The 12,452-nt window shown below is 51.1% G+C and carries 16 protein-coding genes; 4 read left to right on the top strand and 12 right to left on the bottom strand.

Annotated elements, in window-relative coordinates; genetic code table 11:
* Positions 1-14: 14 nt before the first annotated feature.
* The 9 genes from T370_RS0110760 to T370_RS25010 form a co-directional block, all read right to left on the bottom strand.
* Positions 15-929 (bottom strand): DUF362 domain-containing protein, encoded by a 915-nt coding sequence (locus tag T370_RS0110760; RefSeq protein ID WP_029435724.1) that lies wholly within the window; start codon positions 927-929, stop codon positions 15-17.
* Between the two features lie 50 nt (positions 930-979).
* The gene (locus T370_RS0110755) at positions 980-1,780 is read right to left on the bottom strand and encodes an aldo/keto reductase (protein WP_051643817.1); all 801 of its coding nucleotides are present in this window, start codon (positions 1,778-1,780) and stop codon (positions 980-982) included.
* A gap of 14 nt (positions 1,781-1,794) precedes the next feature.
* Positions 1,795-1,977, bottom strand: coding sequence for a hypothetical protein (locus T370_RS25685; RefSeq protein WP_211250518.1), 183 nt, complete (start codon positions 1,975-1,977; stop codon positions 1,795-1,797).
* Positions 1,974-2,330, bottom strand: a complete 357-nt coding sequence (locus T370_RS22850) for a flavodoxin family protein (RefSeq protein WP_211250515.1) — start codon at positions 2,328-2,330, stop codon at positions 1,974-1,976. Before T370_RS22850 ends, T370_RS25685 begins: the two co-directional genes overlap by 4 nt.
* Before the next feature lie 81 nt (positions 2,331-2,411).
* Positions 2,412-3,587 (bottom strand): iron-containing alcohol dehydrogenase, encoded by a 1,176-nt coding sequence (locus T370_RS0110745; RefSeq protein ID WP_156034406.1) that lies wholly within the window; start codon positions 3,585-3,587, stop codon positions 2,412-2,414.
* Positions 3,588-3,644: 57 nt separating this feature from the next.
* Entirely contained in the window at positions 3,645-4,268 is a 624-nt protein-coding gene (locus T370_RS0110740) for a flavodoxin (protein WP_051643816.1), read from the bottom strand.
* 25 nt (positions 4,269-4,293) lie between these two features.
* Complete coding sequence (locus T370_RS0110735; RefSeq protein WP_029435720.1) at positions 4,294-5,058, bottom strand: NADPH-dependent oxidoreductase; 765 nt, start codon at positions 5,056-5,058, stop codon at positions 4,294-4,296.
* Entirely contained in the window at positions 5,058-5,540 is a 483-nt protein-coding gene (locus T370_RS0110730) for a flavodoxin (protein WP_029435719.1), read from the bottom strand. The genes T370_RS0110735 and T370_RS0110730 overlap by 1 nt, the downstream gene beginning before the upstream one ends.
* 71 nt (positions 5,541-5,611) lie before the next feature.
* The gene (locus T370_RS25010; protein ID WP_156034404.1) at positions 5,612-5,839 is read right to left on the bottom strand and encodes a hypothetical protein; all 228 of its coding nucleotides are present in this window, start codon (positions 5,837-5,839) and stop codon (positions 5,612-5,614) included.
* A 136-nt stretch (positions 5,840-5,975) separates the two neighbouring features.
* On the opposite strand from T370_RS25010, the gene T370_RS0110720 reads away from it, so the two are divergent.
* The 3 genes from T370_RS0110720 to T370_RS0110710 all read left to right on the top strand — a co-directional run bounded on the left by T370_RS0110720 (position 5,976) and on the right by T370_RS0110710 (position 9,613).
* Positions 5,976-6,875, top strand: a complete 900-nt coding sequence (locus T370_RS0110720; RefSeq protein WP_029435718.1) for a LysR family transcriptional regulator — start codon at positions 5,976-5,978, stop codon at positions 6,873-6,875.
* A 220-nt stretch (positions 6,876-7,095) separates the two neighbouring features.
* Positions 7,096-8,175: an alpha/beta hydrolase gene (locus T370_RS0110715; protein ID WP_029435717.1), complete on the top strand. Its 1,080-nt coding sequence runs from the start codon at positions 7,096-7,098 to the stop codon at positions 8,173-8,175.
* A 229-nt stretch (positions 8,176-8,404) separates the two neighbouring features.
* On the top strand, positions 8,405-9,613 hold the full coding sequence (locus tag T370_RS0110710) for an MFS transporter (protein ID WP_029435716.1): 1,209 nt from the start codon (positions 8,405-8,407) through the stop codon (positions 9,611-9,613).
* A 648-nt stretch (positions 9,614-10,261) separates the two neighbouring features.
* On the opposite strand, the gene T370_RS25005 is transcribed toward T370_RS0110710, so the two are convergent.
* From T370_RS25005 to T370_RS0110700, 3 genes are all read right to left on the bottom strand, one after another.
* Positions 10,262-10,615, bottom strand: coding sequence for a hypothetical protein (locus tag T370_RS25005; RefSeq protein ID WP_156034403.1), 354 nt, complete (start codon positions 10,613-10,615; stop codon positions 10,262-10,264).
* Positions 10,572-11,027, bottom strand: a complete 456-nt coding sequence (locus T370_RS25000; RefSeq protein ID WP_156034402.1) for a hypothetical protein — start codon at positions 11,025-11,027, stop codon at positions 10,572-10,574. Before T370_RS25000 ends, T370_RS25005 begins: the two co-directional genes overlap by 44 nt.
* 194 nt (positions 11,028-11,221) lie before the next feature.
* A complete protein-coding gene (locus T370_RS0110700; RefSeq protein ID WP_029435715.1) occupies positions 11,222-11,551 on the bottom strand; it encodes a type II toxin-antitoxin system HicB family antitoxin in 330 nt (109 codons plus the stop codon).
* A 693-nt stretch (positions 11,552-12,244) separates the two neighbouring features.
* On the opposite strand from T370_RS0110700, the gene tnpA reads away from it, so the two are divergent.
* The coding region (tnpA, locus tag T370_RS0110695; RefSeq protein WP_029435714.1) for an IS200/IS605 family transposase at positions 12,245-12,452 on the top strand (208 nt) is incomplete at its 3' end.

Genomic DNA, 12,452 nt, shown 5'->3' with positions numbered 1-12,452 from the left:
TGCCCTTTTTCCAGTTACAGGCTCAAACGCCGGACATGCATGTTTTCAATATCCATGCGCCCCAGCCCTCGTGCGTGAGCTTGGGCGATATGAGCCACCTGACGCGGCTGGATACGGCGGCCATACCATTCATACGAGGCGACCGTCATGGCGTCGGCGGCGACCGGGTCGGTGGAGGCGATGATTTCTCCCGGCGTCAGCACCTTGCCCGGCCCATAAGGGCCGTTGGTGCTGAGGACGCGGGATGCGTCGATCACCGCCAGCGCAGGCTTCAGCCGGAAACAGAGATCGACGATGGCCGTATCAAGGTCGTAGCGCCAGTGCATGACATTACGGTCCAGAATCAATCCCATCTGGCCCTTGAGCGACAGGCTGACGCCCGTGGACGTGTTGGTTTTCGCCACAGGCGCGGCGATGAGCACGTCGGCGTCCAGCACGTCGTTCATGACGGCGTTGGTTTTCATGTCCCTTGCATCATTGAGCGTGGTTTCCTGATAATAGCGTTCATGGGTGAGGTTGTGGCAGACGCCGTTCCTTACGCCGTTGCAGGCGTCAAGGATGCCCGACCGCTCAAGCGGCTGCGTTCCGCTCTGGAAGGCGTGGTCAAGGATACGGACTGTTCCCGCACCGGCTTCCAGGCACATGACCAGAAGTTCCCGCACCACTTCGGGATGAGTATTGGTTGCGCTGGCGACATCCGCCGCAAAACTCATATTGGGCTTGATGACCACCTTCTGTCCGGGCCTGACGAAAGCCGACATGCCGCCGAGCAGCTCCACGGCGGCTCTGGTCGCGGCCGCCGGGCCGCCCTTGACCACGGCGATATCGGGAGAAGCATCAGCCAGAAGCCGGGGCGGGAACCCTAGCGCGGCAGCGCCGATGGAAAGCGCCGCTGCGGCCTGAAATTTGAGGAAATCGCGTCGGTGCATGTGGCCTCCTGATTGCCTGATGAGGGGGACGGGGTATGTCTTCCGTTCGCTCAGTACCAGCCGAACAGGGTTTTTCCCCCGTCCAAAGCGCGTATCCGCTGCATGTCCTCGTCTGGCAGCTGAAAATCGAAGATGCCGAGGTTTTCCCTCATCCTTTCCCGGTGAGACGATTTGGGAATCACGGAAATGCCCAATTGGACCAGATACTTCAGGGCTATCTGCGCCGGAGTCTTGTTGTGGGCGAGACCGAGGGCACGGAGTACGGGATTGCTGAAGAAATCGTTTTTCCCGGCGGCAAAGGGGCTCCAGGCCTGCATGTGCGTACCGTGCTTTTTCATTTCCTCAAGCAGTCCCCTTTGCTGAAAGAAGATATGGGCCTCGACCTGATTGACCGCCGGAATCACCGTGCAGGCACGCAGGAACGCTTCGCAGCGGGATGCGTTGAAATTGGAAACACCTATGGCCTTGAGCCGCCCGGCCCGGTAGGCCTCTTCCAGCGCGGGATACATTTCTTCCGCTTCCCGATACGGCTCATGAATCAGCAGCAGGTCAATGAAGTCGAGTTGCAGGGCGTTCAGTGAGGCTTCAATGCCCTGTTTCGCTCTCGCATAGGATGCGCTGGGCCGATACAGTTTCGTGGTGACGAACAGCTCGCCGCGCGGTACGCCCCCGCGCCTGAGCGCGTTCCCCACCTCCCGCTCGTTGCCGTACATCTGGGCCGTATCAAACAGACGGTAGCCCAGCTCAAGAGCTTCCAGCACGCAGCGTTCGCAATCCCCGCCGCGAAGCGCATACGTGCCGAGGCCCAGCATGGGCATGTTCACACCATTGTTCAACGGAACCATGTCCATATCTGTTCTTCCTTTCATATCTTTTCTAACGATAATCCGAATCCTCTCAATTCACGCAGCTTCTCCGCGGAACCGTTCTTCTCTCCGTGCGCCGTAAAGACCCCCATATTTTCCAAGCCGAGAAAACCCAGAAAATCCCCGCGAAAAGAGAAGAGGGCACCATCATACATATCGGCGTCACCGGAGCTTAAAATCATGGCAATCTTTTCAGACGAGGCGGTCTTGACGGATACGCGATGGAGTACAGACGGTCGATGGCGCATTTCAACTGTCCGGAAAGGCCGTGATAATAGATAGGGGATGCCAAGACGAGCATGTCCGCATCCAGAAGAAGCGCGTAGACATTCTGCATATCATCCTTCTGAATACATTCTCCGGGGGCTTTGGTATGGCAATGTTCGCATCCCAGGCAGCCATTGATTTTTTTACGGCAGACATCCACGATGGTTACCTGATGCCCGGATGCGAGGGCACCCTCCCGGAAGGCTTCAACCATTTGCTTCGTATTGCCTTTGGGACGAGGACTTCCGTTCAATACCAGAATATGCATGATGACCTCCTGATTTTTTGGCCGGGCGTTTCCGAGCTGCGGCAGGTGCGCCCCAAAACGCCCGCCAATCGTGCTTTTGGGCTATCTGTATGATTTTTCAAAGATGCTGGCGCTATCCTCGTCAGTCATTTCGCACGGGTTGGCCGCGAACAGCCCTCCCTGCATGGAACGCGCCCCTTTCGCCAAGGTCATGAACTCATCCGGCGTAAAACCGTAGTCGCTCATTTTCAAATCAGCGACGCCGCAGGCTTCCTGCAACGCGACAAGGGCCGTGATGAAATCCTGCGGTTTATCGGCTCGCTCCATGCCCATGGCCCTTGCCATTTTGACGAATTGGGCGTCGCAGGCATGACGTTCCATGAAAAACTCGGCGAAAGCTTTGGAAATCATGATCAGGCCTGTACCATGAGGCAAATTATGGTGGTAGGCGCTCATGGAGTGTTCCATGCTGTGCTGGGCGGTTGTGCTGGTCAACTGCATGGTCATACCCGCCATCGTGCTGCCATAGGCGATATGTTCCCTCGCTTCCAAATCATGACCATCTCTGACCGCACGGGGAAGGTACATGGCAATGTTTCTGATGGCCGACAGCGCGATGGTTTCGCTCAGGATATTCACGCCGTTGGACATCATGACTTCCGTATTGTGGAACAGCGCGTCAAAGCCCTGATAAGCCGTATAACGCGCAGGAATCGTCCTCATCAGTTCCGGGTCCACAATGGCGAGAACAGGATTGAGCATCGGATCGCCAAAACCGATTTTTTCCTGAGTTTCCGGATTGGAAATAACGCCCCAACAGTTGATTTCCGAGGCCGTTCCTGCCGTAAGCGTGATCGTCACCACAGGCAGACCGGGACGGCTTAGCGGTTTGCCCTTGCCCGTGCCTCCGCAGACATAGTCCCACAGGTCGCCTTCGTTGGTCGCCATGGCGGAAATGGCCGTTGCGGAATCCAGCACGGCCCCGCCCCCCAGGGCGACGATGAAGTCGCAGCCGTTATCTTTGGCGAAGGCCGCGCCTTCCATCACCATATCTTTCAGGGGATTTTCCATGACCTTGGCAAATTCGGCCACTTCCACGCCCGCCTTTTTCAGTTGCTCCAGTGTGCGGTCATAGGCACCGCTCACTTTTGCCGACTTGCCGCAGGACATCAGCAGCAGAGCCTTTTTGCCGGGCAAAGCCTGATTCCCAAGTTCGTTCAGTGTGCCGGAACCGAACACTATCCGGGTAGGATTGTAAAAATGAAAGCTCATACGCATGGTTATCACTCCTTATTATCTTGTGGTCTGAGGTCGCGGGGAAAGAAACGGAACGGTCTATCGGGTCAGAAAGTTTTTCTCCTGAAGCCAGGCCAGGACATCATCCTGGGCCTTTGCCGCACGTGAACCACGGACGGCAAATCCCTCGACAAGAGTTGCTTGCGGGCAGCTTTGGGCTATATCGCGCGGAGAGTCGGCAAGCCCGTTCCCTCCATGCGTGCAGAAGGGGACGAGGGTTTTCCCGGCGAAGCCGAACTGTTCAAGAAAGCTACGGACAATCATGGGCGTGGTTCTGAACCAGTTCGGGTACCCTATGAAAATGGTGTCATAGGCGTTCATATCAGCGGGAAATGTCACGGCCAGAGCCGGGCGCGCATTGTCTTCCCATTCCTTTCTTGCTCTGCGTTCCGTAGCGGAATGTTCGGACGGATAGGGTTCCGCAGCTTGTATTTCAAATATGTCTCCGCCTACGGCGGCATGGATCATCCTGGCCACGGCCCGGGTATTGCCGGTATGGGAAAAATACGCGATCAGGATTTTGCGCGAGGAATCAGCCGCAGCGGCAGCAAACGATGCAAGAGGAAGAATCCCCGCCGCCACGGCGAATCCGGCCAGCCCCTTCAATGCGTCACGCCGGGTATGACGTGGCGGCGTATTCCCAAAAGCCATATGTTTTTCCATAATGATTCTCCTGTGACGATGACATTCAACGTTGCGCGGGGGACGCCGCCCCTCCAAGGAAATGCTGCCGTTGGAGCATTTCCTCCGTATGGGTATAATGATACGGCGTACTGTAGAAATCACTGACAAGTTCCGTCCATGTACCGACACGGTTGTTGAAGGGTCTTTCCTTGAGGTATTCGGCATACTGCGCGTCATAGAACTTCAGTGCGTCTTCGAGGTTGGTATCGTACTGCTCCTCAAAGAGCATCGCACGCATGGGCAGACGGGGTTTCAGGCCGGGGTCTTCAGCGGCATAGCCGATGCAAAGGCCGAGCACGGGAAAAACATAGGGAGGCAGGCCCAATTCACTGATAACTTCAAGCGGGTTTTGACGGATGTCGCCGATGACGACGGTTCCCAGCCCCAGAGATTCGGCTGCGGCAACCGCCGTTCCCACGGCAATGCCCGTTTCGTGAGCGCCGACAATGACGGTATCCATATCTTCCAGAACAGTATCCAGAGATTGTCCTTTTACTCTACAGGCAAGCCAGGTTCGATAATAATCGGCGCAGAACACAAGGAAAACCGGAGCTTCGGCAATATGTTTCTGATTGCCGCACAAGACGGAAAGGTGATTTCTCCGCTCAGCGTCTTTAATGGCGATGACCGAAACCAGCTGCACATTGACCCAGTTCGGAGCGGCCTGCACAGCCTGTATGATTTGGGTCAGGTCTTCCTCGGAAACGGGCCTGTCCTGATAGGAACGGATGGAACGGTGCGACAACAGGCTCTTCATGACGGCGTTCATCACTTCCTCCCCAGGTCGTTTTTCTTCAGCCACGCGGCGGTTTTTTCCCCCGCGGCAGTCAGACCGCCTTCGTAAACCTCAAGGCCGTCCCGTACGGCGGCGCCGCTTGCCAACTTTTTAACATCCTTCAGGATATGGCCCATTCCTCCCCCGCCGTTGGTGCAGAAGGGAAGAATGGTTTTCCCGGTGAAATCATGGGCAGCCAGAAAGGCGGCGACAGGCGGAGCCATCGTATTGAACCAGTTGGGCGTGCCGAGCAAAATGGTACTGTACGGTGCGATGTCGCACTTTTCCGCCAGTTCCGGCTGATACCCTTCGCGGGTTTCCTTTTTGGCCTGGGCCTCGCAGGTATCGTAATCGTCCGGGTATGCCTGAGCCGGTTTGATTTCAAACAACGTCCCGTCTGTAGCTTTCTGAATGTGCTGTGCCAGCTGACGGGTGTGCCCTTGATAGGAAAAGTACGCAATCAATGTTTTATTCATAACACTATCCTTCAAATGATGGTTTTGTTTTGCTGAACAGAGTAAGAGGGTATCTCTGTGAACTATGGGCTTTATCTGTCGGCATCATGCCGCATTTTGAAGAGAAGAAAGTCGAGGGCGTCAATTTTCTTCTGGCCTTCATGAACATCATCAAGCAGCGTCATTCTATGCCTTTGGAGAAGATGGATTCCTTCCTTCAGTTTTCCCTGAGAACATAAGTCCAGAAAAGTCTTCTTGGTCGTTTCGTCACATCCCGCATCATTCAGGTTGCGGTCTACCGCAAATCGAGGATCAATCACTCCCTTTCACCTCCTGTCTGATGGGAAAATAGGATTGCCCTCTATAAATAGCAAATACTTATATCAAATAATATGAAATGCTTGACAGGCATTTCTTAAGAAACTACGATCAATCCGGTCAAGGAGGTCCATCGCTATGGAGTTACGGGTATTGCGGTATTTTCTGGCGGTCGCCAGAGAGGGGAGCGTGACGGGGGCGGCGAATTTTCTGCATGTGACGCAGCCGACGCTTTCCCGGCAGATCAAAGAGCTTGAGGAAGAGCTGGGAACCAAACTTTTTGTGCGGCACAGCCACAGCGTTTCCTTGACGCCGGACGGGATGCGCCTGCGCAAGCGCGCGGAAGAGGTTGTGGACATGATTGAAAAGACGGAGGCGGAGTTTGCCGTCAAGGAAGAAAGCGTTGAAGGCGATGTTCACATCGGAGCCGGAGAAACGCGCGTCATGCGGCATGTCGCCGAGGTCATCCACGAGCTGCGGAAGGATTACCCGAATATTCATATCCACTTGTACAGCGGCAATCTGGAAGACGTGGCGGAACGGCTGGACAAGGGGCTGCTGGATTTCGGCGTCCTGATCCAGCCCGCCGATCTCTCCAAATACGACTACGTCAACCTGCCTGAAAAGGACGTCTGGGGGGTCGTCACGCGCAAGGACAGCCCCTTGGCCGCACGGCAGGCCATCACCCGGCAGGATTTGCTCGGCGAGCCGCTCATCCTTTCGCGGCAGGCCATCCGCCGCACGTCGACAAAAAATGAATTCATCGAGTGGTTCAAGGACGATTTTGAAAAGCTGGATGTGGTGGCGACGCTCAACCTTGTCTATAACGCAGCCCTCCTCGCCGAAAGCGGGGTGGGCCATGTCGTCACTCTGGACGGGCTGGTCAACACTTCGGAACACAGTCACCTGTGTTTCCGCTTTCTGGAGCCCAGGCTGGAGTCGGGGCTGAACATCGTCTGGAAAAAGTATCAGGTCTTTTCCCCGGCAGCAGAGGTCTTTCTTCAGAAAATTCAGGCGGCTTTCGGAGAAACGGTCTGAGCCGTCCTCCTGAAGAGCCTGAAGGCAGTATGACGTTTTTGTTCCGGCCTGCCCCGGGCGGTTCCGCTTCTTTCGCAAAATGATATTCTTTAAAGCTATATCATCATATTTGATATAAGTATTTGCCATGATTCATTGCTCAGGGTAAACGGGAAAAAACGTCGGAAGGAAGGCGGCCAACGTCCTTTTTTCCGGTCCACCTGAAAACCGGGGAGATACCATGAACATGAGCAAGAAAGTGGCGGCGGGGATTTTTCTGGGAATGACTGCCCTTGCGGGCAGCGCATGGGCGGCAAGCAACGGCACATCTGACACCATTATTCCGAAGGACGGCAAAGCCATGAGGCTGGAACAAAGCTGGGACAAGATATTCCCGAAGAGCGACAAGGTTGACCACAGGAAGGTGATTTTCACCAACCGCTACGGCATTGCCCTTGCGGGCGACCTCTACATGCCCAAGGGGGCCGAAGGCAAGCTGGCGGCCATCGCCGTGAGCGGCCCCTTCGGCGCGGTGAAGGAGCAGGCGTCCGGCCTCTATGCCCAGACGATGGCCGAGCGCGGCTTTCTGACGCTCGCCTTTGATGCCTCCTACACGGGAGAGAGCGGTGGCGAACCGCGCTATGTGGCGTCCCCCGACATCAATACCGAGGATTTCAGCGCGGCGGTGGATTTCCTTACCACCCTGGAGAACGTGGATGCGGGGCGCATCGGCATCATCGGCATCTGCGGCTTCGGCGGTATGGGGCTGAATGCGGCGGCTATGGATACTCGCATCAAGGCGACGGTCGCCTCCACCATGTACGACATGAGCCGCGTCAACGCCAACGGCTACTTTGACGCCATGAACGCCGACGCACGTTATGAGGCCCGCAGGCAGCTGAACGAACAGCGCACCAAGGATGCACAATCTGGAACCATTGCTCCATCACAGGCAGGGCTGCCCGCCTCCCTTAAGGGAAATGAACCGCAGTTCGTCAAGGATTACTTTGACTACTACAAGACCAAGCGCGGCTTCCATCCCCGTTCTATCAATTCCAACGGAGCGTGGAACGCCACCTCTTCCCTCTCGTTCATGAATATGCCGCTGCTGGCCTACGCGGGCGAGATACGCAACGCGGTGCTTCTTATCCACGGCGAAAAGGCCCATTCGCGCTACTTCAGCGAAGACACCTTCAAGAAGCTCAAGGGCGAGAACAAGGAACTACTGATTATTCCTAATGCCAGTCATACGGACCTATATGACAAGATAGATGTCATTCCTTTCGATAAAATCGAAGCTTTCTTCAAGTCCAATTTGTAGATTCTGACTTGTACCCTTTCTGGAAGCGAAACCGTATGTTGATGCGGTTTCGCTTTTTTATGCATAATTGGATGTCTATACTTGCGTTAGTGATATTGTGAAAAATTATATCATCATATTTAATATAAGTATTTGCTATGACAATCCACAAAGATTATCTCACTTTGGAGTACGACGCCAACAAGTCGTACAACTACTTTGAAGCGGACTTTTGAAAAAGGAGCTTGATATGCATAACAAGACAAACGATGGCAGCGGCATGCTTGTCCTTATTCTGACCTTTGGCGTCTTCGGCATCCTGAATACTGAAATGGGAGTCATCGGCATGTTGCCCCTGATCGCCGATACTTTTCAGGTCTCGGTGCCGGAGGCGGGATGGACGGTGACGATTTTTGCTCTGGTGATCGCCGTATGCGGTCCGATCACGCCCATGCTTTTTTCACGGTTTGACCGAAAGACGGTCATGCTGTCAGCCCTTGGCGTGTTCATCATCAGCAATGTCGTTTCCATGTTTACGGAGAGCTTTGCTGTTCTGCTGGTCTCACGGGCTGTCCCGGCAATATTCCACCCGGTCTATGTTTCGATGGCCTTTACTGTCGCCGCCACGTCGGTTGCCAAAGAAGACGCGCCCAAAGCGGTCGCAAAGGTTTTCATCGGAGTTTCCGCCGGGATGGTGCTGGGAGTTCCCGCCGCCAGCTTTATTGCCAGCGAAACGTCCTACGCTATGGCAATGTTTTTCTTTGCCGCCGTGAACGGTATGGTGTTTTTGGCTACCATCGTTTGCATTCCGTCCATACCGGTGACAGGCAGACTTTCCTATGGGGAACAATTGCGTGTGCTGAAAAAGCCCGCTCTCTGGTATGCCGTGAGCGCCGTTGTTTTCACAAACGGCGCCGTATTCGGCTTTTTCAGCTATCTTTCGGACTATCTCAAGAGCGTTACACAACTGCCGTTTACCATTATCAGCATTGTTCTCTTCATCTATGGAGCGGCGAATATCGTGGGAAATGTCCTTGCAGGCAAACTGCTTGCCGTTGATGCTCACCGGACGATCAGGCTCACCCCCTTCGCGCTGGCCTTTGTGCTGGCATCATTGTTTCTTCTTGGAGACAGTTTTACCCCCATGCTGGGAATCGTCCTGCTGTTTGGCATCCTCACCGGCCTTTCCAGCAATAACAGTCAGTATATGATAGCCAACGCCGCTCTTGAAGCGCCCGAGTTCGCCAATGGGCTTTTCCTGACCTCGGCAAACTCGGGCACGGCTATCGGCACAGCACTTTGCGGATTGTTTATATCCGAAATGGGAATTCACTATTCCGTCTTCGGAGCGCTGATCTGCCTCGCGGCGGCAACAGTGGCCATATTCTGGGCGACCCGCTTATATAGATGTACCCCACTCATGAAAAAATATCCTGAGTTGGCGGAATCCATGCGCTAATACTCTCGCTTACAGTTACGTCTCTAACATCCTAAATATGGTCTACCCCCTGAACGCCTCACCTGTTTCTATTGGTGGGGCGTTCAAGCTATTTTATTGGCTGGCTTTAAAGACCAATATCATTCTGGAACGTATTTTTTCATCCCAATTTCTGCCGGGTAGATTTTAGGGTATTAAAAATTTCTTAAAATTTTTTACCTTTTATTTTTACATAGTTAACTAACAAAACAAGTGTCAACTACAAACGGCTGTACCTACAAAGTCCCTTTTGCCGCTCCCGGTACATGTTCAAAGACACGACGCAGGGCTGCAACCGGAGCAGCAGGCCGACGGCAGGTACGCCGGAGCCGGCTTGGCGCGGGCAAAACCGGCTCCAAGAGAGCGCATGATTTTGCTTTTTGGTCGGACAAGGTATAATCAGATTGACCTGATGAAAAAGGCCATCCTGATCAGAGCTTTTCGAGGAGAGCTGATGGGGCAAGTACATAACTAAAAAAGCAACAATTATAAAAACAGATACCGCTGACCCAATTATAACCTAATAATTTTGTCTACCGCTCCAACATGCCAATTATGGACACAGAAAACTACCTTTCTTGCCTGCCTACATCATCAGTTTTCTTCGGAACTCGACATATTGTAGCGATCTTAATATTTATGCTCATCATGTGGTTGTGTGGTATTAGTATTTATCTCTTGAGAAGATTGTTGAGAAAATTGAGTCATCATACCTCTCATTTGTGCCTTTCCCATTTTTTCCCAACTATAATCACTTCTATCTATTACTGAAATACTATCTTGTAAATTTCTAAAAATACTTGTATTCAAATCTATTGCATCATCAAAATCAACAATTGATTCAATTCCATCTTTCTTTATTTCAATACGCCGATCATTACGTATTTCTATTTCATAGGCATACGTAATACGTTGATTAGCAAGAGTCGAATACTCAATTTTACATATAAAATTTAATAAACTTTGAATAGAGTTTTTGTTCATATCGATGGTATTCTTGAATTGTTCTTGGTTTGTTAGTCTTATCATTATTTTTTTCATAACTACGCAAGAAACTTATTTCATTTTTGGTGGAATATCTATAAACTGAATCAGTATCAAGATTCCTTAACTCAGTATTAGTTGTTGCAATAATATCTTTAATTCCTACATCTGAATTATTCTCAATTTGTAAAATTCTACATTTTTGATTTAATAGTTTATTAAAATCATCATAAAAATCAAAACCATCTTCGCCTGAAAAAAGTAATATTCTATTATAATCGTTATTCACTATTAATCTATCAAGTATGTTGCTAAATGTTTGCAACATAAGAGAAACTTTTATCAGCACATACTTACTTTGTTTAAATTCGTCTTTACGTACTTTTTCAAAATTATCTGCTTGTTCTTTCAATTGTTTTTTTTTGTACGGTTATTAGTATATATTACCGCGCCAAAAGTTGAAAATGCAGTTAATAAACCTGCAATTATTGTGGCCCCCATTTCCCACCAGCCCGGCGATATAAAAATTATTTCGTTTGACATTATACTATTCTTCCTACGTGAAAATTAAATAAAAGCGAGTATGATGAGATCTGACATTTGTGCCTAAATAACGCCTTGTTCTAATTTGGTAAGAACCCAATTATTCAAACTTACCCCAGCATCGGCAGCCTTTTTTGCAATTTTTTGATGCAATTCTGGCGAAATCCTAATATTAAATCGGCCAGAAAACGGCTTTTCAGGTTCTTTGCCTACTTCAGAACAAAGCGCTAGATAATCCTCTACGGAATCCGCAAGCGTCTGTTTCAGCTCATCAATGGACCGGCCTTGAAAGGTCACGACGTCATTGAGATGCAGGACTTCGCCGTGGAAAATATCGGCATTAGAATCGTATTCAAAACGTCCCTGATAGCCTTTATAGGTGAGTGTATTCATGGCTTCAATCCTAATATTCGCAAAAAAGCGTCTTACTGATTTGACCGCGCCCTTATCGGTAGTGGGCTACGGGTGAGGGCGGTGGAACACGGCTACCTGTTTTTCCCAAATAAACCAGACTCGCGAACCTCGCCCTTCTTTGATGATACCACCGTACCCTTTGAATACGCCCTCAATGTCGGCCCAAGAAATGGCAGGGCTGACCGGACCGGCAAATATGGCTTCTAAGATTTTACGGTGTTTATTGTTTATGACTCATGGTACTATCAATAGGTGTCAAGTTAAGTGGTAAGGCTTTTTACAGCTTCCAGAAAAATGGGATAGAATAGACGTATATGGACAAAAATGGCTTATAAAATACCATAGTGGGGTGCCCGAAATAGAGTCGAACTCCGGTAATAAATCCAGTTTGTTGGTATGGACGTTGGTATAAAAATTTTTAATATTTTTTATTCAAATAAAAACAAATAGATGACTTCACAATCTGTTCTCCCCTTCGCACCATAAGAAAGCAAGCGGGCTGACAGAGCAATCTGTCGGCCCGTTTTTCTTGTATAAAAAGAAAACCTCCCGCTAGGCGGGAGGTTCCGAAAAGCTTACAGCTTTGCATATGTTATAAAAACTCCTTTTGATTTGTTAGTAAAGCTTGCGGTCTGGCAACTGCAAGCGGCAACAAATCAAAAGGAGGTCACAATGAGTGGCGTTCAAAGTTTAGCCCACACAAAATGGAACTGCAAATACCATGTGGTATTTGCCCCCAAATATCGCAGGCAGGTTTTCTATGGGGAAAAGAAGCGTGAGATCGGCGAGATATTGCGCAGGCTTTGTGAATGGAAAGGAGTGACAATTCTCGAAGCGGAATGCTGCCCGGATCATGTATATATGCTGCTGGAGATACCAC

The sequence above is a fragment of the Bilophila wadsworthia ATCC 49260 genome (genome assembly GCF_000701705.1).
Classification (GTDB): domain Bacteria; phylum Desulfobacterota; class Desulfovibrionia; order Desulfovibrionales; family Desulfovibrionaceae; genus Bilophila; species Bilophila wadsworthia.
Note: the sequence above shows the minus strand (reverse complement) of the source record. Positions and strands in the feature narration are given on the sequence as shown.

What these genes read in the sequence shown, in the direction of transcription:
- T370_RS25685 (WP_211250518.1), bottom strand. Translation starts at nt 1,977, where the DNA reads ATGATTTTAAGCTCCGGTGACGCCGATATGTATGATGGTGCCCTCTTC.
- T370_RS0110745 (WP_156034406.1), bottom strand. Translation starts at nt 3,587, where the DNA reads ATGCGTATGAGCTTTCATTTTTACAATCCTACCCGGATAGTGTTCGGT.
- T370_RS0110735 (WP_029435720.1), bottom strand. Translation starts at nt 5,058, where the DNA reads ATGAACGCCGTCATGAAGAGCCTGTTGTCGCACCGTTCCATCCGTTCC.
- T370_RS0110700 (WP_029435715.1), bottom strand. Translation starts at nt 11,551, where the DNA reads ATGAATACACTCACCTATAAAGGCTATCAGGGACGTTTTGAATACGAT.
- T370_RS22850 (WP_211250515.1), bottom strand. Translation starts at nt 2,330, where the DNA reads ATGCATATTCTGGTATTGAACGGAAGTCCTCGTCCCAAAGGCAATACG.
- T370_RS0110715 (WP_029435717.1), top strand. Translation starts at nt 7,096, where the DNA reads ATGAACATGAGCAAGAAAGTGGCGGCGGGGATTTTTCTGGGAATGACT.
- T370_RS0110755 (WP_051643817.1), bottom strand. Translation starts at nt 1,780, where the DNA reads ATGGACATGGTTCCGTTGAACAATGGTGTGAACATGCCCATGCTGGGC.
- T370_RS0110760 (WP_029435724.1), bottom strand. Translation starts at nt 929, where the DNA reads ATGCACCGACGCGATTTCCTCAAATTTCAGGCCGCAGCGGCGCTTTCC.
- T370_RS25005 (WP_156034403.1), bottom strand. Translation starts at nt 10,615, where the DNA reads ATGAACAAAAACTCTATTCAAAGTTTATTAAATTTTATATGTAAAATT.
- T370_RS0110710 (WP_029435716.1), top strand. Translation starts at nt 8,405, where the DNA reads ATGCATAACAAGACAAACGATGGCAGCGGCATGCTTGTCCTTATTCTG.
- T370_RS0110730 (WP_029435719.1), bottom strand. Translation starts at nt 5,540, where the DNA reads ATGAATAAAACATTGATTGCGTACTTTTCCTATCAAGGGCACACCCGT.
- T370_RS0110740 (WP_051643816.1), bottom strand. Translation starts at nt 4,268, where the DNA reads ATGGAAAAACATATGGCTTTTGGGAATACGCCGCCACGTCATACCCGG.
- T370_RS0110720 (WP_029435718.1), top strand. Translation starts at nt 5,976, where the DNA reads ATGGAGTTACGGGTATTGCGGTATTTTCTGGCGGTCGCCAGAGAGGGG.